17 protein-coding genes, 1 rRNA gene and 2 pseudogenes are annotated in these 18,723 nt (G+C 39.5%); 7 read left to right on the top strand and 13 right to left on the bottom strand.

All coding sequences use genetic code 11. The features are described 5' to 3' along the window. Nucleotides 1–123: 123 nt before the first annotated feature. The 4 genes from I2484_RS04865 to I2484_RS04850 all read left to right on the top strand — a co-directional run bounded on the left by I2484_RS04865 (nucleotide 124) and on the right by I2484_RS04850 (nucleotide 5,306). A complete protein-coding gene (locus I2484_RS04865) occupies nucleotides 124–606 on the top strand; it encodes a DUF2798 domain-containing protein (RefSeq protein WP_207149916.1) in 483 nt (160 codons plus the stop codon). 1,096 nt (nucleotides 607–1,702) lie between these two features. Then, a complete protein-coding gene (locus I2484_RS04860) occupies nucleotides 1,703–3,085 on the top strand; it encodes an FAD-binding oxidoreductase (RefSeq protein ID WP_207149915.1) in 1,383 nt (460 codons plus the stop codon). 90 nt (nucleotides 3,086–3,175) lie between these two features. Continuing rightward, nucleotides 3,176–4,360 (top strand): alanyl-tRNA editing protein, encoded by a 1,185-nt coding sequence (locus I2484_RS04855; protein ID WP_207149914.1) that lies wholly within the window; start codon nucleotides 3,176–3,178, stop codon nucleotides 4,358–4,360. Between the two features lie 127 nt (nucleotides 4,361–4,487). Beyond that, nucleotides 4,488–5,306 carry a purine-nucleoside phosphorylase gene (locus tag I2484_RS04850; protein ID WP_207149913.1) on the top strand — a complete coding sequence of 273 codons (819 nt, stop codon included), beginning with the start codon at nucleotides 4,488–4,490 and terminating at the stop codon, nucleotides 5,304–5,306. A 211-nt stretch (nucleotides 5,307–5,517) separates the two neighbouring features. Here the strand turns inward: I2484_RS04850 and I2484_RS04845 are convergent, their stop codons facing one another. Together I2484_RS04845 and I2484_RS04840 are read right to left on the bottom strand one after the other, a co-directional pair. Beyond that, nucleotides 5,518–6,117, bottom strand: a complete 600-nt coding sequence (locus I2484_RS04845) for a short chain dehydrogenase (RefSeq protein WP_207150098.1) — start codon at nucleotides 6,115–6,117, stop codon at nucleotides 5,518–5,520. A 112-nt stretch (nucleotides 6,118–6,229) separates the two neighbouring features. Beyond that, entirely contained in the window at nucleotides 6,230–6,964 is a 735-nt protein-coding gene (locus tag I2484_RS04840; RefSeq protein WP_207149912.1) for a sulfite exporter TauE/SafE family protein, read from the bottom strand. Between the two features lie 497 nt (nucleotides 6,965–7,461). Between I2484_RS04840 and I2484_RS04835 the strand changes: the two genes are divergently transcribed. Further along, on the top strand, nucleotides 7,462–7,716 hold the full coding sequence (locus I2484_RS04835) for a hypothetical protein (RefSeq protein ID WP_207149911.1): 255 nt from the start codon (nucleotides 7,462–7,464) through the stop codon (nucleotides 7,714–7,716). Nucleotides 7,717–7,861: 145 nt separating this feature from the next. On the opposite strand, the gene I2484_RS04830 is transcribed toward I2484_RS04835, so the two are convergent. From I2484_RS04830 to I2484_RS04825, 4 genes and pseudogenes are all read right to left on the bottom strand, one after another. Further along, on the bottom strand, nucleotides 7,862–8,014 hold the full coding sequence (locus I2484_RS04830) for a hypothetical protein (protein ID WP_207149910.1): 153 nt from the start codon (nucleotides 8,012–8,014) through the stop codon (nucleotides 7,862–7,864). Nucleotides 8,015–8,148: 134 nt separating this feature from the next. Further along, nucleotides 8,149–8,362 (bottom strand): annotated as a pseudogene (locus tag I2484_RS21370) (LLM class flavin-dependent oxidoreductase); the annotation flags it as partial. 147 nt (nucleotides 8,363–8,509) lie between these two features. Then, complete coding sequence (locus I2484_RS21365; RefSeq protein WP_255551098.1) at nucleotides 8,510–8,644, bottom strand: hypothetical protein; 135 nt, start codon at nucleotides 8,642–8,644, stop codon at nucleotides 8,510–8,512. Then, nucleotides 8,644–9,939 (bottom strand): tetratricopeptide repeat protein, encoded by a 1,296-nt coding sequence (locus tag I2484_RS04825; protein ID WP_207149909.1) that lies wholly within the window; start codon nucleotides 9,937–9,939, stop codon nucleotides 8,644–8,646. Before I2484_RS04825 ends, I2484_RS21365 begins: the two co-directional genes overlap by 1 nt. Before the next feature lie 358 nt (nucleotides 9,940–10,297). On the opposite strand from I2484_RS04825, the gene I2484_RS04820 reads away from it, so the two are divergent. Then, a complete protein-coding gene (locus tag I2484_RS04820) occupies nucleotides 10,298–10,462 on the top strand; it encodes a hypothetical protein (protein ID WP_207149908.1) in 165 nt (54 codons plus the stop codon). A 248-nt stretch (nucleotides 10,463–10,710) separates the two neighbouring features. Here the strand turns inward: I2484_RS04820 and I2484_RS04815 are convergent, their stop codons facing one another. Together I2484_RS04815 and I2484_RS04810 are read right to left on the bottom strand one after the other, a co-directional pair. Then, a complete protein-coding gene (locus tag I2484_RS04815) occupies nucleotides 10,711–11,199 on the bottom strand; it encodes a hypothetical protein (RefSeq protein ID WP_207149907.1) in 489 nt (162 codons plus the stop codon). Nucleotides 11,200–11,677: 478 nt separating this feature from the next. Next, nucleotides 11,678–12,450 (bottom strand): annotated as a pseudogene (locus I2484_RS04810) (GNAT family N-acetyltransferase). A gap of 288 nt (nucleotides 12,451–12,738) precedes the next feature. Here I2484_RS04810 and I2484_RS04805 point away from each other — a divergent pair. After that, nucleotides 12,739–14,889, top strand: coding sequence for a type IA DNA topoisomerase (locus tag I2484_RS04805; protein ID WP_207149906.1), 2,151 nt, complete (start codon nucleotides 12,739–12,741; stop codon nucleotides 14,887–14,889). Between the two features lie 83 nt (nucleotides 14,890–14,972). Here the strand turns inward: I2484_RS04805 and I2484_RS04800 are convergent, their stop codons facing one another. The 5 genes from I2484_RS04800 to rrf all read right to left on the bottom strand — a co-directional run. Continuing rightward, a complete protein-coding gene (locus I2484_RS04800) occupies nucleotides 14,973–15,371 on the bottom strand; it encodes a hypothetical protein (protein WP_207149905.1) in 399 nt (132 codons plus the stop codon). A gap of 75 nt (nucleotides 15,372–15,446) precedes the next feature. Next, a complete protein-coding gene (locus tag I2484_RS04795) occupies nucleotides 15,447–16,826 on the bottom strand; it encodes a sensor histidine kinase (protein WP_207149904.1) in 1,380 nt (459 codons plus the stop codon). Further along, nucleotides 16,823–17,497, bottom strand: coding sequence for a response regulator transcription factor (locus tag I2484_RS04790; RefSeq protein WP_207149903.1), 675 nt, complete (start codon nucleotides 17,495–17,497; stop codon nucleotides 16,823–16,825). Before I2484_RS04790 ends, I2484_RS04795 begins: the two co-directional genes overlap by 4 nt. Next, the gene (locus I2484_RS04785) at nucleotides 17,494–18,324 is read right to left on the bottom strand and encodes a YihY/virulence factor BrkB family protein (RefSeq protein ID WP_207149902.1); all 831 of its coding nucleotides are present in this window, start codon (nucleotides 18,322–18,324) and stop codon (nucleotides 17,494–17,496) included. The genes I2484_RS04790 and I2484_RS04785 overlap by 4 nt, the downstream gene beginning before the upstream one ends. Nucleotides 18,325–18,627: 303 nt before the next feature. Next, nucleotides 18,628–18,723 (bottom strand): 5S ribosomal RNA (rrf, locus tag I2484_RS04780); the annotation flags it as partial.

The raw sequence follows: 18,723 nt of genomic DNA, 5'->3' as shown, positions 1-18,723 counted from the left end.
TTTCAATTGAAAATAACAATGTAATTTAATGTCGTCTAAAAAGGTTCACAAAAACGTCACTTATGTGAAAAATTCTAAGCATATATAATTACGTTTATTCTCAATACGAAAGGATGTTTTTATTTGCCTAGTAATAAAAAAGAAGGCATTATTTTCGGACTATTTATGTGTTTTGGAATGGTTCTTATTATGTCAGTTTACAACACAGCTTTACACGGATTTTCATCGTATACAGTAGGGAGTGCAGTGATTCAATTTGTCATAACATTTATCGTCGCTTTTATCGTAGAGTCATTCATTGAACCGAAAGCGCGTAAAATGGCATTATCACTACCTTATGATAAATCGAGAGAAATCAACTTTATTGTGGCGATTGCTTTTTGTATGGTCCCTATAATGGTTCTTATCATGTCAGTTTACGGCCTTATTTTAACGGCGTTAATGACAGAAATTGAAGGTTCAATTTTCACAGCCTACCTTAAGATAGTTGGTCTAAACTTTATCGTTGCACTTCCATCGCAGTTACTAATTGTTGGACCAATCTCACGTAGGCTATTAGTTAAATATATTAAACCATCGACACAAAAGCCAGAAGTAAACGTGTAAAAACAAGCAAGCCACCAAAAGGTGGCTTGCTTGTTTTATGTAGAACTTCCAAATTGGTTTCAATTTCTTGCCCTGTTACTAAAACATCATTCTAATGCAAGTATTGCTACCTGTTATTCAACAATAAGGGACCTATCCGCTAATGCGAATAGGTCCCTGCCTTCCCCTGCTATTTTGTTGTTTTATCCCTAAAAAGAGAACCCGTTAGCGATACAACCATCCTCGTTCTGTATATTCATTGTAAGGAAAAACTATGTTTCGATGCATAACTGAGCCGCCGAAAGGGTATAGTTTATCTATATAGCCTTTTCTAAGGGAGTCATTCTGTAGGTGAATTTGATAAGGAGGCTTTGAAAAGAGATGGACTTATTCATAGTCGTGGTAGACATACTTGTCGTTATCTCCTATATCCTACTTATTTCTTTAATTTCCCCAACTATAATGCGCTTTATCAAAAAAAGAAACTACGACATACTTTTTGAATTGTTACCTGTTCTATCTATAATTTTTGTGAGTAGCGTTGTCATTTGTATCGGTTATGGCGGTTTTCAAGAAACTCTTTTTTTCCAGTTAACAAGCATCATCTCTTTTTTATTTTTGTTATCCTTGTTATTCTTGACATTGATAATGAAAAAACTATGGCAAGAGAAATATGAAAAATTGATAACCTGGTTACTCTCCATTCGTTTAAAAGAGATACGTTTCTTGAAATCCAAGTAAGGTAAAGGATTAAGAATTGTACGATTGCCTGCAATCTGAGATATGGCTATTAATTAGCCATATCTTTTTTTGCGTTTATATAGTTGTCTCGACACTAATCTCTGAACTTGCCTTGGTAGCATCAGGCGCGGGTAGATACAAAAAGAGGACAGTAAACCCTATAAGCATAATAGCTAGCTTTTCTTTCACGCGTAGCCCCTCCTTTAATTTACATCGGATACGGAAAATTAATCCAGAAAGCTAATTACCTCTGACGATACCAGTCGGATTTAGAATTATCAATTAGACTAAGTAATCACTTACATTTTCACGTATACTAGAAAGTGGTTGGACCAAAATCGTATAAATACTTATCTTACATAAGGAGTGAACAAAAATGACAATATCTACAGTAAATATAATTGAAGCCTTAAAAGGTGTGCTCAAGGATGAACAAGTCTCCATCAACGTAACCGTAAGGGAGCTTCATGGCAGGGATGAATCCTATCACGCGGCAAGGCTTCCGGACATTGTTGTTTTCCCAGAATCGACTGAGGATGTAAGTAAAGTAATGAAAGTATCGAAAGAATACCAGGTTCCAGTCATCCCATTCGGCCTAGGTTCAAGCTTGGAAGGACATGTAATCCCTTCTAAGGGAGGAATCACAATTGACTTTTCATTGATGAATAAAGTGTTGGAGGTACGAGATAATGATTTCCTAGTAAAAGTACAGCCTGGCGTAACCCGTACACAGTTAAATAAAGAACTAAAAAAGTACGGACTCTTTTTCTCGGTCGATCCAGGAGCGGATGCCACACTCGGCGGAATGGCGGCAACAAATGCAAGTGGAACAACGACTGTCAAATACGGCGTGATGCGTGATCAAGTCCGTGATTTAGAAGTCGTGATGGCTGATGGTACCGTTATTCATACGGGGAATATGGCTGCAAAATCTGCATCTGGTCTTCATCTGAACGGTCTATTCGTAGGCTCTGAGGGTACGCTTGGCTGCTTTACGGAATTAACACTTCGTGTATACGGCATTCCGGAGCACGTCACGGCTGCACGGGCTTCCTTCCCTACCGTCAATGATGCAGTGGAAGCTGTCGTGTCCATTCTACAAGCCGGTATTCCGATTGCGCGGGTTGAGTTGGTCGATGAACCCTCTATAAAACAGGCGAATCTTTACAGTGAAACCAATTATAAAGAAAAACCGACGCTGTTCCTAGAATTTCATGGCAATGAAGCCGGATTGAAACAAGACGTTGATTTCACAAAAGAAATTGTGAAAGACCATCATTGTGAAGACATCGAATTCGAAACAGACAACGCCGGACGAAACCGACTGTGGGAGGCACGGCATAATTTAGCCTACGCCTTTATCCACGGCTATCCTGGCAAAAAGATGATGGTAACAGATGTGTGTCTGCCTATTTCAGAGTTAGCAGGTGCGGTCGAACATGCCCGCGAAACCGTTGAATCACTTGGTCTCACCGGCGGAATTGTCGGTCACGTAGGCGATGGTAACTTCCATGTTCTACTGATGATGGATATGAACGATGCCGGGGAACTTGCAAAATCCGATGAGTTGAATGAAAGAATTGTCATGTATGCGCTAGAACGTGGCGGCACATGCACTGGAGAGCACGGCGTTGGGATTGGTAAACAGAAGTATCAGGAACGAGAACACGGCGCGGCACTTCTCGTCATGGAGAAAATCAAAAGAGCACTTGATCCAGACAATTTATTGAACCCAAATAAAATTGTGAAATTCGACTAATTATACAAAGAGTGTCCAATCCTTAGTAGATCGGGCACTCTTTTCACTGTTCGTGATAAAATAGAAAAAAGCCATGGGAGTCGATTATATATGTTAAAAGATCGTTTGTATTATGCAGATCCATATCGTAATTCGTTTACGGCGCAGATTATAAAAACCGCGCAAGATGCAGAAGGAAATCACTATGTCGTGTTGGACAATACAGCTTTTTATCCGACAGGTGGTGGTCAGCCACATGATTTGGGGACATTGAATGGTATTGCGGTGCTCAATGTGGAAGAAGTGGAAGATGAGATTCGCCATACATTGGCTGATAGTCTCGGTTCTGCGACTGAAGTGGAGGGTGTCATCGACTGGGAACGCCGCTCTGATCATATGCAACAACATGCAGGACAGCATATTCTGTCAGCAGCATTTGTTGAACTGTTCGAGTTTCCAACGGTAAGCTTCCATTTAGGAAAAGAAATTGTATCGATTGATTTGGATGTGGAGGATGTATCACCAGAACAATTGAACTCGGTGGAAAAGTTAGCGAATGACATTATTTTAGAAAATAGACTGATTGAAATAAAATGGGTAACTGAAGATGAACTTCATCACTACCCACTTCGCAAGCAACTGGCAGTAACAGACGAAATCCGACTTGTTATTATCCCTAATTTTGACTACAACGGTTGTGGGGGTACACATCCAAGTGCAACGGGACAAGTAAGTGCGCTGAAGATTTTATCGACAGAGAAGCATAGAGGTAAAGTGCGCGTGCATTTCGTTTGCGGTGGACGCGTGTTACAGCAATTGCAACGAAAAAACCAGGAGTTGGCGGAAACGTCAAGATTAGTAAGTGCGCCGGACGATGGTGTTGCGGATGCGGTACAAAAGTTATTGGAAATGAATCATTCACTTGAGAAATCATTGGAAAATGCTCAAGAAGCACTGTTAGCATTTGAATCGAAAGCATTATTGGACCAACAGGAACAAGGCATTGTGAAAGCATTCTTTACAGATAGAACGGTTCAACAATTACAGAAACTTGCCAGACTTCTTGTAGCTGAAGCAGATGAAATAATTGTACTTCTCGTTGCTGAAAATGATAATCGACTACAGTTTGTCGCGGCTCGCGGGGCTTCCGTTGAAACAAGTATGAAGCAAGTTTCCTCTGCTGCACTCCCTCTTATTAACGGAAAAGGCGGAGGGAATGAATCGTTTGTCCAAGGTGGCGTTGAACGCTTGATATCCGCAGAACAATTGCTGACTGTCATGGAAGGCTCACGATGACCTAGTCATTCCGTGAATTGATACCAACTTTTAAAAAACATCCTTGATTCTTTTTTATACAGCCACTAGACTATGAAAGCACCTTAATGAATAGACAATTCCCCAGATCTAATAGGAGGCAACATTAATGCATAAAACAGAAGAAATTTTAGAAGCTAAAAATTACATTCTTAGTAAAACCAAAGAAATTCCCGTAATAGGAATTATCCTCGGTTCTGGACTCGGCACCCTTGCTGATGAAATAGAAAACGGAGTTGTCATTCCATATGAGGATATTCCTTATTTCTCAAAATCAGCTGCAGTTGGTCACGCAAATGAATTAGTTATCGGACGTTTAGAAGGAAAAACAGTCGTGGCCATGAAAGGACGTTATCACTTCTACGAAGGGTATTCCTTAGATGAAGTTACTTTCCCTGTCAGAGTGATGAAAGCATTAGGTATAGAGAAACTGATTATAACGAACGCATGCGGAGCGGTAAATACTGATTTTAATCCGGGCGAATTAATGCTAATTACTGATCATCTTAATTTAGTTGGCATTAATCCATTGATTGGTAAAAATAACGATGATTTAGGAACGCGTTTCCCTGACGTTTCTGAGGTTTATAATAAAGAAATGAGACAAACGGCATTACAAGTAGCACGTGACAATGACATTATATTAAGAGAAGGCGTCTACGGATGGTGGAGTGGCCCTATTTACGAAACACCTGCTGAAATCCGGATGATTCGTATTTTAGGTGCAGATGCAATTGGGATGTCTACAGTGCCTGAAGCAGTTGTCGCGATTCATTCGGGCCTGAAGGTATTAGGAATATCGTGCTTAACGAATATGGCATGTGGAATTCTAGATGAACCGCTAAGTCATGAGGATGTAATTAAAGTTGCTGCTCAATCTCGAAGTGCATTTGTACATTTAATTAAAAACGTCTTGAAAGAGATTTAAAGACAATAATATAGTTAATCTTCAATCAGAGGGGGGCTTTTTCCCCCACTGATTGTTAGTTTAACCATTCGGGCTTTTACGGGCAGTTGATCCCCCACTGATTCTTCTTGTGCCCATAAAGACTTGATGTGGGGGTCTTACTGCCCGTTAATGCGGGATAAATATGAAAAGCCTTCCGAGAAACTCTCACGGAAGGCTTTTCATATGCTTACTAATAGACTTCAAAGTTTTGGCCTGTTTGTAAGCCAAAGACGCTTTTTTCGAAAGCTAGAACTACACGACTTACAGGAACCGCATCAAATCCCTGAAAGAGGGTGCCAAATTTGTGAATCGACTCTTGTAAAACATTTGGACTTACGCTATTAATACGAATTCCTCTTGGCATTTCAATGGCTGCAGCTTTAACAAATGCTCTAACGCCGCCGTTTGCTAGAGCCGCCGAAGATCCTTTCGCGATAGGATCATCCATCATAACCCCCGTCGTTAACGTGAAACTCCCACCGTCATTCATATTATCAAAACCTAAAAGTACTAGATTGACTTGCCCTTTTAGTTTGCTATCAATCCCCACGTCATTCAACGCGGGTGTCATATCCGTAACTGCGTCGAAATGAGCACGCCCTGCCGCATTAATTACAGCATCAACTTTGCCAACCTGTTCATACATCTTCTTAATGCTCTCTACTGACGTAATATCAACGGATACATCTGTACCATTTCGTCCCGCGCGGATCACTTCATGATCTTTCTCCAATTCTTTAGTAACCGCATTGCCAATCGTTCCACTTGCACCAACGATGAGTATTTTAATATGTAATCCCCCTTTTTAAATTAACTAGCTTCAATTAGTTATTGTTCCATCATACTAATTAAATGCCTTACTTATGAAAAGTGTTCCGATTTTGCTTTGGTCTTTAAACACTTTACCCCAAATACTTTACACCAATCTGTATAATCAGAAGCACAGTTACAATGCGAAGTATCGGCTTAACATGCTCTGTTTTCAATTTACGTGCGAGGCGAACACCAAGTTGTGCACCAGTTATCGAACCGAGCATTAATGCAATCGTGAGCGGCCATATTATTTTTCCAGTTGAAATATAACTAATTGAGGCACCGAAACAGCTTGAAAAAATCATGATGCGAGACAATCCGACTGCTCTCAAATAAGAAACTTTCAATCGAGCATACAGGTATAAGGCTAATGTTCCGCTACCTGGCCCAAAAACGCCGTCGTAAATACCGATTCCATACAATGAAGTAGCACTCTTTTTAGTTACACGAAATGATTCATCGCCATCAAAATCCGCTTTCCCAAAAAAGGATGAGATGAATGCGAAGGTTAATAGGATTATCGCAATAACAATCATCCATTCTTCTTTCAAAAAGGAGGCGATAACCCCGCCTGTAATCCCTCCGGCAAGACTAATTGGAACAACCTTAAGCGCTTCTTTGACTGTTACTTCCTTATTTTTGTAAATCACAAGAAAACTCGAAAATGAGCTCACTGTGTTTGATACTTTATTCGCCCCAATTGCTGAATGAACCGGCAATCCCATTAGTAGCATAGCCGGTAAACTGATGAGTCCCCCGCCCCCAGCTAATGTACCAAGCGTTGTTGCAGCAAACCCGATGAAATAAAGCAAAATATATTCCATATAGCATCCTTCTTTCAGTTAAGACCCCTATATGACTAGCATATTCAACCTTAGTTCATAAGTAAATTCAATTGAATGAATGAATCTCGATTCGGAAAACTAATGGAGGAATCTATATATACTACTTAGATTGCACGCTGGGGCAGTTTCCTCACTAATTCAAAACTTCCAGCTTGCGGCATGGGAAAGGGAAATTGATATGATTTGGCGTACTAATGATTGGGTATACGCCCCAGTATTCAGGGAGGGTATCGGTGACCTTACTGGCGAGAAGGTAATCGCGACGTTGATGATTTGCTATCGTGAACCTTTACCCGAAACTCAACCACGCACGGATATTCGCAAGCTTGTTACGATAATAAATAAATAACTTTTCGAACCGGAGACTAAGTAGCGCTTGTGAGCGGTTATCCGAATTAATTTATATATCTACTCATGAACTCCCGTTAATAGCCATATAGTTAGGCTATAGAAGTTGATATATAGAGGAGGCTATCATGCAAACAAAAGAAGTGCGCTTACGTCGGATTCAGCGCCTAGCTCATGAAATTATGGATGAGATGAACAGAGAAAATGAACCTAGACAGTTTCAAACGCTAAATCTTGCGGTTGATAATCTATCTCGGGCACTTGGAGATTTAGCGGATCCATTCGGTAATTATTCACTCGACTATATAGAAGATAAAGTGGGGAATGCCCATTATCTATTATTTGAAAACGAAAAAAAGGTAAAGCTCATTCTTCTTGAGTGACTGTCATTAGTGACTAAAATCCCAGCAATCTCATCGTAAGCTTCAACGAGATTGCTGGGATTTTTTATTATGCCTAGTTTTTCAATTTAAGTAATTCCGCCTTTCATTGTTTCTTTCTAAGTTCCCATCGCACAAAAACGGCCTACTAGCAATAATTGGTTGTATTTTTAATCCCACCATTAACTAGTTCAAAACCATATTCCTCGACTTTCACTTTACAAATACCTACGTAAGCATCGACAAGAAGCACAGTGTCCGCCATCAAATAATACTTCGCTGTACTAGCTATTACAAGCACCCTTACCACTTTATCTCAGAACGCATTGACTGGTAATAAATCAAAAACATCTTTGAGTATGGCTGGAATAGCACTCACAGGTGGTCCACCCACTGCACGCCGACTTGGCAGATAAACCACTTTGTGGTTGCGGTAAAACCTTCAAAGACATTTACAGGATCAGATACACTTAGCACAGTTACAGAACTTGCGTTTTCCTATTTTTTGTTGCTTGTGCTATAGCGCCCATAATGACTGTATGTGCTTGTGTTGTAAATGCGTTTGATGACTCTCCCCCTACTGTGAAAACATCTAGTCCGCCTAATCTGCCAACTTACTCAGTTCAATTAATTCATGAATACGTCGCTCTCATTCTCATTCAAGTTGAAATCAGCTTAGCTAAGGGCGATTCAAGAAAAAACTACCGCACTTACTCTCGTCCAAAACACTGGTCTTCATTTTAAGCATCAAATGTAAAGGGAGCAACTCGGTTAAGAGTTGCTCCCTTTACAGTACTTATTTTAGGAGTTCAATTGTAAAACTAGATGTTCTGAACAATTTAGGTACCTCATCTTTAGTTGCAAATGCTTGATTACCAGCAACACCACTTAAAACTACTACAAGTAAAACAATAGATAATAATTTCTTCATTACAAGTCCTCCCATCTATTAATTTTTCTATATAAGTAACCATATCTATTCGCTTCTTGAAAGCAAATAGATGACAGCTTATACTTCCTGTTGTTGTAATACCATTCTGCTAGTGCAATTGAATATTTATGTGCATATTGATAGTCTTGAATTGTTTTAAAATAATCAATCGCATCTTCGGTAACTTTTCCGGATAAACCCTGTTCACTATGAAATGATTTAAAAAAGGTGAAATGATGATAATACGATGTGAAGTTATTATCCCTTAATTGTGAAAGTAAAGAAAGTCCTTTATCACACCACTCATTAATAAACTGTTGATGATTCATTTTTGAATACTCGATAACTAAACAAAGTATAGAAATAAGAGGGCTGTCTTTCTTTGTTCTAAATTTAATACTTTGTTTATAGTAACGAATTGCATCTTCACTATTGCCCATTGTCCCACATAAAGAACCTAAGTTGTGGTAAACAATACCTTTTTCATTGTGTAAATTAAATTCATCACAAATTTGCTTTGCTTTCGTATAGGATTCCAATGCTTCTTGAAACTGTTCGCTTTTCTTACGAGTAATTCCAATAAGTATATAACAATCCAGCACTCTCTTCATTAAAAAATTCTCTCTAAAATAGTCGAGCGCGTATCTTGTATATTCAATGGAGGCAAATATACGACCATCAGCTGTGTATACTACTCCTATCATATAATTCAATTCTGCTTTTTCCCAAACCTCTAAAGAATTATTATCACCTAATAATAACGCATCCTCGAAATATTCGATCGATTTATTGCGGTTTTCTGTTGAATAATAGTAAATTGCCTTATTTAACTTATATAAATAGGCTTGCCTTGGGTTGAAATCTTTGCTTAATTCTTCAAGATCTTCAATTCCCTTTTTTATTTCATTCAAATTACTGCCTGAAATAATGCGGAACCTTAATACAATTAGAAGGTAAGTGTAGTACAGCGTTTGATTTTCAAATAAGGGACTGTGTTGTTCTAAATACTCCAGTTTTTGTTTAGTAAAACTTTCATCTCGATTTGTAATTACTTCTTTGTAAGTAGCTTCCAGCATCTTCTCAAAATCAGTTTCAGTTTTCTTATCATTATTCTGTAACTTCGACGGATCTATGCCTAATCGATTGAATAGTAACAGGACTATGTCTTCACTTGGGAAAATTAAATTCCGTTCAATTTTAGATAAGTAAGAAGGCGTGCAGATTCCTTTTGCTAATACTAATTGTTTCATCTCTTGTCTAATTCGTTCTGCCCTTATCAAATGACCAACTTTCATAAGCGAATCCCTCTCTTATATAGCATAGTACATACGTTACATTTATCATACCACTTTATTGTGAGAAATTAATTAACGAAATGCCAAAAAAAAGCATGTTTTCAAATAAAATGTCCCAACCTAATTGAATATTACTTTAGTCTTGTTAGTGTTATGTTTAATTCAGCAAAGAAATGGGGGGTAGTACTCATGCGAATTGAAGACATTTATTTTGATGAAGCCTTTAAGGAAAGAAAGACAGGTAAAGGTATTAGTCAACATAGTGATACTAAAGTACGAGTACGCGATTCTAGAGTCATTTCCAATATATTAAATTTAATGCAAACCTGCATACCATTCTTTCGAAGGGAGTGATATTATGCCTATAGAAACGACGAACGAACAATTGGATGTTAATTTTAGAGATATGCAATTATATCAAATGAAAATTGAACTGATAGAGTTTCTGGATAAGATGAAGTCTAATGGATTTCTAGAATCAGTAGAATTCCGAGATATTCCAACTGAAATCAAACAGATTTAACTCAAGAAGGTATTCAGTTGTTTCCATCATTGAAAATTTTCTTATTTCAGGTAAGGCTAAACATATGAAAATTCAGTTTCAAGTGTTTTTGCTTTATAGTTGGTAATCGTAATCCACTACCGAATTACATTATCCGCTGTTGCGAAAAAATCATATACAACAAAAAGCTCAGTCAAATTGAATATGACCGAGCTTTTTTATGCTATTGTAGTTTGTTTGAATAGGTACCTATCATTCAGTCCAAACCGCTAACAAATGACAATGATTTGGTGGGGTGTGGTTTGAGCCGGGATACTTCTAGTAGTAGCGCCATAAGTAACAATTAGATTTCGATTTGTAATATTCCCCGTAAAGGTTTGCCCATTTTCCAATAATACTTGAGTATGTGGAGAAACGGTTAACTTTAATGTGCCGTCGCTACTCTCCAAACGGCTGTTAAAAAAGGCTACTTTCACGTGTTGATAGGGCGTATCTTTGGCCATCACGAGCGCTCGATATTGCGGCGGGTATATGAAAGGAACTGGCGCGTTTGCATCATAAAACCCTGTTACCCTATCCCCAACTGCCACCCTTAAATGATCTACAAAGTAAGTCGTAGGTGCCACAACGAAATTGACTAATGTCCCATTCCCGTTATCCACGGCTATTAGTTTATAGCAACCAGCTTCATTATTTTGCCCTATCGAAAAATCATCAATCATCGTTACCGTGCCATTAAAAGCTTGAAAGTTTATCATCCCTTTACCTCCGTTGCTAATCGAACTTATATCTGTATAGACTATGCCATCTTCATATCGATTGTTCGCTAGACACGGAAGTTTAGGTGGACAAGTTTAAAGCCAGAGATCATATGGATCCCTGGCTTTAGCACTTCTATTGAGAGTTGAGTATTATTTTACTTCATTTGTCTCTTCGGCTTGCCTCGGTTTTGAAAATGTCGTTCTTTAAACAAATATTGACAAAACAAATGCACCAACTGCGACTCCAGTAGCTACTAAGAAGGAATCTTTAATTCCAGGAATAGTTCCTTCCGTGATATTTTCCCAAAAGGTGTCAAATCAAAGAGTACCCCCATTAGACTCTTCGTCAGTTCAATCACTGAGTGGGCTTAACTATTTCGCATTATATTATAGTCGCATTTAAAGTATTAAAGTATGAATTAACCTGGACCTCTAAATAGTCCGAACTTGAAGCACAGAAAAATACTACTCGGCATTATTTTACATATTCGATAAAGTACGTATCATATGATTCTTTAAATATGTATCCGAGTTTTTCAGCTAATTTAACTGATTCGTTATTAGCTCCATCCCAACTTGGATATATCCCTCTCTCCAGACAGTCTAATATCAACGCAGAAGCTGTAATTGTTGCCAAGCCCTTTTTCCTATGTTGAGGATCTGTAGCAATTTCAATCTCAATTCCACCATCATAAATACTAAATGATGTTGCCCCACATACGACTTGTTCCTTATTCGAAATAGTAAAACCTACTCCTCGATTTATAAAGTCATCTACAGAATTAAACTGAGCTATAAAATCTTCTGATAACTCATGAAAAGATGATTCTTTCGCTATTGTCGCATCTATTTTTTTCAATTCATATCCTTCTGGTAATGGAGATAATAAGTTCTGTATATAACTCTTATCAAGATGTTCTGGATTCTTTTTAAATTTATACCGTTGAAACTTCTCTATTGAGCCTTTATGTACTGTTTCGATACGCTTTTTCCATGCATCAGTATTAACAATAACGAGATTATAATCCGACAGATTGTTTAGAAGTTCTTCCGCTATTTTTGCATTAGGGTTTCCAGCAAAAAAAACAAAATTCCCACTTCCACTTGGGCAACTGTAGGATTTTCAAGGTCGTCAACCCATGCTGTTCCCATATGCCCTTGAAGACAAGAAAGAATAATAGTGCTATCCATACCATCAAACATTGGGATAAGATTTTTTCTCAAATCGTTACTTAACTCATAAATCATCCAATTCCTTCTCTCTCTGTATAATAAATTAAATATTCATAACAATGTTATCATTAACTTTTCATTTAATGTGAATTTCCTCTAAAGTTCTTTGAGTTTTTCACTGAAGGATTTTTCAAAAAAAGTAATTATGTATGTTGAACACATGAATCCAGCTTTATTACCTTACACAAAGACGGTGAATAATGGCTGACAATCAGTCATTCACTCAAGCAAACCTCCCCCAATTATGAGATAATGCAACTAGTAGAACTACTGTTTCATTGTATAAAGAAAAGAGGTTTTTTTATGAAGCCAGTAATCCTAGCTGAAAAACCATCACAAGCGAAGGCTTACGCAGATGCTTTTTCCGTTAAACGACATGAAGGTTATTTAGAGCTATTACCTTCCCCTATTTTTTCAGAAGGTGCATATATTACGTGGGGAATCGGCCATCTTGTCGAACTAAAAGAACCGAAAGAGTACGATCCAAAATGGGCCAAGTGGTCACTTGCCAGTTTACCCATTTTGCCGGACCGCTATGAGTTTCAAGTCGCAAAAGGGAAAACCAAACAGTTCGCCATTGTGAAAAAGCTGATTAAAGCTACGGATACTGTCATTAACGCCTGTGACGTTGACCGTGAAGGATCGAATATCTTCTATAGTATTTATTATCAAACAGGTGCAAAAAACCAAACGATAAAGCGGCTTTGGATTAATTCGCTCGAAGTCGATGAAGTTCGCAAAGGATTCTCCAATCTACAAGACAATCGTAAAGATCTTCTGATGTATGAGGAGGCGAAAGCCCGGCAAATTAGTGACTGGCTTGTTGGGATGAATGGCTCTCGTCTCTACTCTCTCCTGTTGCAAGCGCGCGGCATTCGAGAAGTATTTTCAATCGGGCGGGTTCAATCGCCGACTGTTTACCTTATTTATCAGCGACAAAAGGAAATTGAAGCATTTGTTTCTGAGCCGTTTTATGAAATAGAAGCGACGTTTACTGCCAAAAATGGGACGTATAAAGGGAAGGCCAAAGCAAAGGATTCGAAAAGGGAAATTATCCGGGACCTTCTCGCGAAACATAACATCCACCCAAAATCACCTGGTGTCCTTACTTCCGTGGAAACAATCGATAAACGGACCCCGCCTCCGCAGCTACATGCACTGTCTACACTACAGGCAACTGCAAACCGCTTGTGGAAAACGAGTCCCGCGAATGTGTTGAAGACGATGCAAGGACTCTATGAAAAGAAACTCGTGACGTATCCAAGGACGGATTCGCGGTATATCACGCCGAGTGAGTTCACCTATCTCGCTGGACAAGTAACAGAGTATCAGCAACTTATCGGTCATACTTTCCCTGTCGCATCGCTCGCTCCGAAAAAGCGCTATGTCGACAGCTCAAAAGTGCAAGAACATTACGCAATCATTCCAACGAAGAAAATCCCGTCACAAGGGGTACTGGCTGGGCTCTCAACTATCGAGCGCAACTTATACGAAGAAGTTGTCCGGACCACTCTCGCTATGTTCCATACCGATTACCTGTACACTGAAACGAAGGTCACGACGGACGTCAACAACCTCCCCTTCTTCACAATCGGCAAGACGGAACGCGATAAAGGGTGGAAAGCATTGTTCGTCCGTTCGGCTAAGGAAAATGACAAAGATAAGGACGAGCCAACGCTACCTCCACTCGTTATGCACGAACCCGTTGAGAGTGATATCGGTATTAAAGAAGGCAAAACGATGCCGCCGAAACCGTATACGGAGGGTCAGCTAATCGCAATGATGAAAACATGTGGGAAACTTGTTGAGGATAAAAAAGAAACCGATATTTTGAAAGAAATCGAAGGACTCGGTACTGAAGCGACGCGAAGCGGTATCATTGAAACGATAAAACGGCATAACTACATCGATGTGACGAAGAACATTGTTTCTATTACGGATAAGGGGCGCATCCTCTGTCAGGCAATCGAAGGGAATCTCCTCGCAAGCCCATCCATGACGGCTAAATGGGAAGCGTATTTACGAAAAATCGGTAATGGTGAAGGAACTGGGGAACGTTTTCTCGGAAGCATTGCGAAGTTCATCTATAGCTTATTGGAAGAAGTACCCGGTCAGCTGAAGTCTCAGAAGATCGATATCAAACTGACTTCTACTTCTACTGCCTCTTCTTCATCCGCACCCGTTCAAAATGGCATCGTAGCATGTCCTGCTTGTAAACAAGGTACAATCGTTGCAAGAAAAGAGTTTTATGGCTGCAGCTCCTACGCAAGCGGCTGCAAGCAGACTTTTCCCGCTGTCTTTTTGAAGAAAAAGCTCACGCCCGCTCAAGTGAAGCTTCTTTGTACGAAGGGGAAAACGAATGTTATAAAAGGATTCGTATCCAATTCCGACAAGAAGTTTGATGCGAGCTTAACCCTCGTAAACGGAAAAATAAATATCGAGTTTAATTCCTAACGCAAAAAGTCACCTCCTTTTTTGATCAAGGAAGTGACTTTTTGTACTGGAGTATTTTAACTACCCGAAACTAGCTGCTTCAATTAACGTTTACTTTCTTTTTCAGTTAAAAACGTAATGATGACAAACAATGCAAAGCTAATTAGTAAGATTGTTCCACCGACGATGTAAAGAATGAGTGACACTGTTTCATTCACTCCAAACGGCTTCATGAACTGTAGCCACATACCAGATGTCAGACCGATTGCTCCAATAATTCCCGTCCAGCCGTGAATCGCAACCAATTTATTCGCGCGAACTTTGTAAATCCGGTAGAAGACGCCCCAAGCAAATAGGGACAACCAACCTACTAATAGAATATGCGCATGAATTGGACGAAATGCCGGTGATCCGGCTCCCGCCATATGTGAACCTAATACTGTCCCGATTAAACCAAAAATTGCCGCTACACGAATCAAGCGTAAACTCCACTTTTTCTCCATATTAAATTCCTCCTGTAATGTTAATGGTATACCCTTATCTTAGACATCCAATATGAACGCAAGATGAACAGGACATTACAAGTTTGGAAACACAACAGTAAAAGTCGTGCCTTGCCCTTTATGACTAGCAACGTCAATTGTTCCACCGTGCAGTTTCACGACTTGTTGGACAATGGATAATCCAAGTCCTGTTCCACCTGTTTCCTGCGTTCTCGAATCATCTGCTCGATAAAAACGATCAAAAACACGCCCAAGTACTTCTTCATCAATGCCTATTCCGTTATCTTTGATAAGGACCTCAACTTGATTCGATTGCTCCGTCAACACAACTTCAATCGCCCCGCCAATCTCTGTATACTTTAGCGCATTCGATAACAGGTTCTCCCACACTTTCTCAAGAAATGCAGGATCGCCAGTGAAACGAACCTCTTCGATATCCATTTCTAACGTCATTTCCTTCTCTTCCAACAACCATCTATACTTGCGGACTGTCTCCTTCAGCTGCTTGTCCAAGTCGAAAGTCCTTTTTTCAAGAGGAGATGATAACTGATCGAGTGATGTAAGAAGGAGCAACTGTTTGGTCAATGAAGACAATCGTTCCGTTTCCGATTGAATAACGTTAGCATAACTTTTCCGTGAATCTGCCGTGAGCTTATCATCCAACAACAGCTCCGCATATCCTTTTATATTAAGCAATGGTGACTGGAAATCATGCGACACATCACTTATAAATTCTTTGCGTATCCGATCATTTTCGCTAAGTTTTGTCGTCATCAGCTGAAAGCTTTTCGCCAGCTGCCCGATTTCATCTCTTCGGTTGATATCGAGCGTCCCAGAGAACTGTTCTTCCCCAACCTTTTTCGTCGCAGCGGTTAACTCTGTAATTGGATCAATTAACATTTTAGCCACTATTAACATCGCTAGCAAACTAACAACTGCCATGACAAGCACCATCCCACCAAGGATGTAATGCACTTCCGTAAAGAGCATCTTAATATCTGGGCGTAAAAATAGAGCATATGTTTTTCCATCATATTCAAAGGGTACCCCCACGGTATTTGCTAATTCATTTGAGAAAAAACCGGTTACGAACGTTTTGCTTGGGAGATCCCTCATCCCATGATACACGGCCCCACTCAATACTTGATCTATAACTCTGTCTGAAAGATTTTCTACCCGAAATACTTCTCCATACATCGTCGCTACTTGGTTTTCATTGACAACGTAGAGCTTATACCCGACGGCAGATTGCGCTTCAAAGTAGTTTACCAGATCTAATTCCTTATCCGATTCAATGAACGATGCAATGCTTTTTGCGATGCTCATATTTTTTTCGTCATTTTGACCTTTCAACTGTTGATGGTAATATGTATTGACCGCGAGAAATGCAATAAGAGCACTCGCTATCATGATAACCGCCGTCATCGCGATGAATTTCCCGTACAACGATCTCATGACGCTGACACTTCAAGCTTATAACCAACACCCCGCACCGTTAAAATGGACACCTCGCCCGTCAGCTTCGCCAACTTGTCTCGAATCCGCTTGATATGAACATTCAACGTCTGTTCATCGCCCTCATAGTCATAACCCCATACCCTCTCGATTAATATCTCCCTTGTAAATACATGATTTGACCGTGATGCTAAAACTGAAAGTAATTCAAACTCCTTTAGCGGAAGAAGCAGTACTTTTTTACCAACAGAGACTTCATAACTCTGTCGATTTATTTTCATCGGGCCAGCTTGAATGAACACGTCCACAGCTTTGTCGTATCTACGCAAAATCGCGTTTATCCGAAATAACAATTCTCTCGGCTCGAAGGGTTTCACAACATAGTCATCGGAACCAGCAAGGAACCCTTTTTCCTTATCTTCAAGTTCCCCCTTAGCCGTCAGCAATAAAACTGGAATATCCGCCTCTGCCCTGAGCTTCTTAGTTAACGTATACCCATCCATCCCAGGCATCATTACATCAACCACTGCTAAATCTGGTAATTCTTCTTCCAATACCTTGAGCGCTTCAAATCCATCAGATGCTTTCAAAACCGAATACCCCGCCTGAGTCAATTGGATATTTACCAGCTCTAAAATATTTGGGTCATCATCTACCACAAGTATTTTCATCCTATTATTTTCCTCCTTTTTCGACTGGATAACTTCCGCCATTCCGAATTTAACAAACCTGAAATTAAAATAATGACTGCAGTCAAATAAAACCAGATAACCAGCAGAATAATACCCGACAATTGTCCATATAAACGAGTATAATCAACATTCGAAACATAGCTACCGAACACAAGTGAAAATAACTGCCATCCAATAGCAGAAAAAATCGCTCCCGGAAGTGCTTCTTTAAACTTCATCTTACCTGTTGGCACAACTTTATAAAACAATAGAAAAAATAAAAACAGAAACAACGTTCCCAAGCCCCATTTAACGTTCGGCCAAATATAAAACCAACCCTGCCATTCCTCGATTGTATCGTAATAGGTCACAACCCTATATAAAGCTTTTTCGATAATTGGAAGAAACAATGATAACGGAATGACCAACATAAAAAGAAGCGTCACCCCAAGATCACGTATCAGTACTTTCCAAAACGCATAACGACGTACATAACCATTCGCCAGGTCAAGTGAACGCGCAAGCGACTGTACTGCCATCGAAGTAATCCAAAACGCTGTCACTAGGCTTGCATATAACACCTTACCATGACCCTTATTAAGAACCGCTTGAACATTTTCTTCTATTACAGTGAACGCTTCCTCAGGCGTAAAAGGTCTGAGAAATGTTAGTAGCATCTCTTCATTAACCGGAAACAAACTAAGCAAGGAAAGGATAAAGAGGAAAAATGGAAACATCGACAATAGAAGATAGTACGCCGTCTGCGCTGCCTGATCAAAAAAGCGTTCATTGAAAAAACGAACCACTACGTTTTTAATAATTGTCATTTGGAACCCCCTCTACTTCAATATACCCTATTCTAAAGAAAGCAATAGGATGACTATGAAGGAATATCGAAATGTGGAGGAATGAATTGTATTACTTGGTTGGTTAAATGGTCAAACATATAACTTCGAGGAACAAGCATATCCCATCGCTGACCAATCATATAATAGGTTTGATTAAATTCGAATGTAAATTTCTATTAATAGAGAATTATTTCCTTGCACCCTCGCAATTTCCCCTGACATATCCCATTAAATATAAACACAAAAAAAGCCACCACCTATTAGGTAATGACCTTTCAATGAGACCGGCGACGTCCTACTCTTGCAGGGGGAAACCCCCAACTACCATCGGCGCTGAAGAGCTTAACTTCCGTGTTCGGGATGGGAACGGGTGTGACC

Origin of the sequence: Sporosarcina sp. E16_8 (assembly GCF_017347095.1) — a bacterium.
GTDB lineage: Bacteria > Bacillota > Bacilli > Bacillales_A > Planococcaceae > Sporosarcina.
Note: the sequence above shows the minus strand (reverse complement) of the source record. Positions and strands in the feature narration are given on the sequence as shown.

Coding starts and splice junctions, on each gene's coding strand:
- I2484_RS04795 (WP_207149904.1), bottom strand. CDS start 16,826: ATGAGATCGTTGTACGGGAAATTCATCGCGATGACGGCGGTTATCATG.
- I2484_RS04815 (WP_207149907.1), bottom strand. CDS start 11,199: ATGATAAACTTTCAAGCTTTTAATGGCACGGTAACGATGATTGATGAT.
- I2484_RS04850 (WP_207149913.1), top strand. CDS start 4,488: ATGCATAAAACAGAAGAAATTTTAGAAGCTAAAAATTACATTCTTAGT.
- I2484_RS04790 (WP_207149903.1), bottom strand. CDS start 17,497: ATGAAAATACTTGTGGTAGATGATGACCCAAATATTTTAGAGCTGGTA.
- I2484_RS04860 (WP_207149915.1), top strand. CDS start 1,703: ATGACAATATCTACAGTAAATATAATTGAAGCCTTAAAAGGTGTGCTC.
- I2484_RS04835 (WP_207149911.1), top strand. CDS start 7,462: ATGCAAACAAAAGAAGTGCGCTTACGTCGGATTCAGCGCCTAGCTCAT.
- I2484_RS04820 (WP_207149908.1), top strand. CDS start 10,298: ATGCCTATAGAAACGACGAACGAACAATTGGATGTTAATTTTAGAGAT.
- I2484_RS04800 (WP_207149905.1), bottom strand. CDS start 15,371: ATGGAGAAAAAGTGGAGTTTACGCTTGATTCGTGTAGCGGCAATTTTT.
- I2484_RS04855 (WP_207149914.1), top strand. CDS start 3,176: ATGTTAAAAGATCGTTTGTATTATGCAGATCCATATCGTAATTCGTTT.
- I2484_RS04825 (WP_207149909.1), bottom strand. CDS start 9,939: ATGAAAGTTGGTCATTTGATAAGGGCAGAACGAATTAGACAAGAGATG.
- I2484_RS04805 (WP_207149906.1), top strand. CDS start 12,739: ATGAAGCCAGTAATCCTAGCTGAAAAACCATCACAAGCGAAGGCTTAC.
- I2484_RS04785 (WP_207149902.1), bottom strand. CDS start 18,324: ATGACAATTATTAAAAACGTAGTGGTTCGTTTTTTCAATGAACGCTTT.
- I2484_RS21365 (WP_255551098.1), bottom strand. CDS start 8,644: ATGAAGAAATTATTATCTATTGTTTTACTTGTAGTAGTTTTAAGTGGT.
- I2484_RS04840 (WP_207149912.1), bottom strand. CDS start 6,964: ATGGAATATATTTTGCTTTATTTCATCGGGTTTGCTGCAACAACGCTT.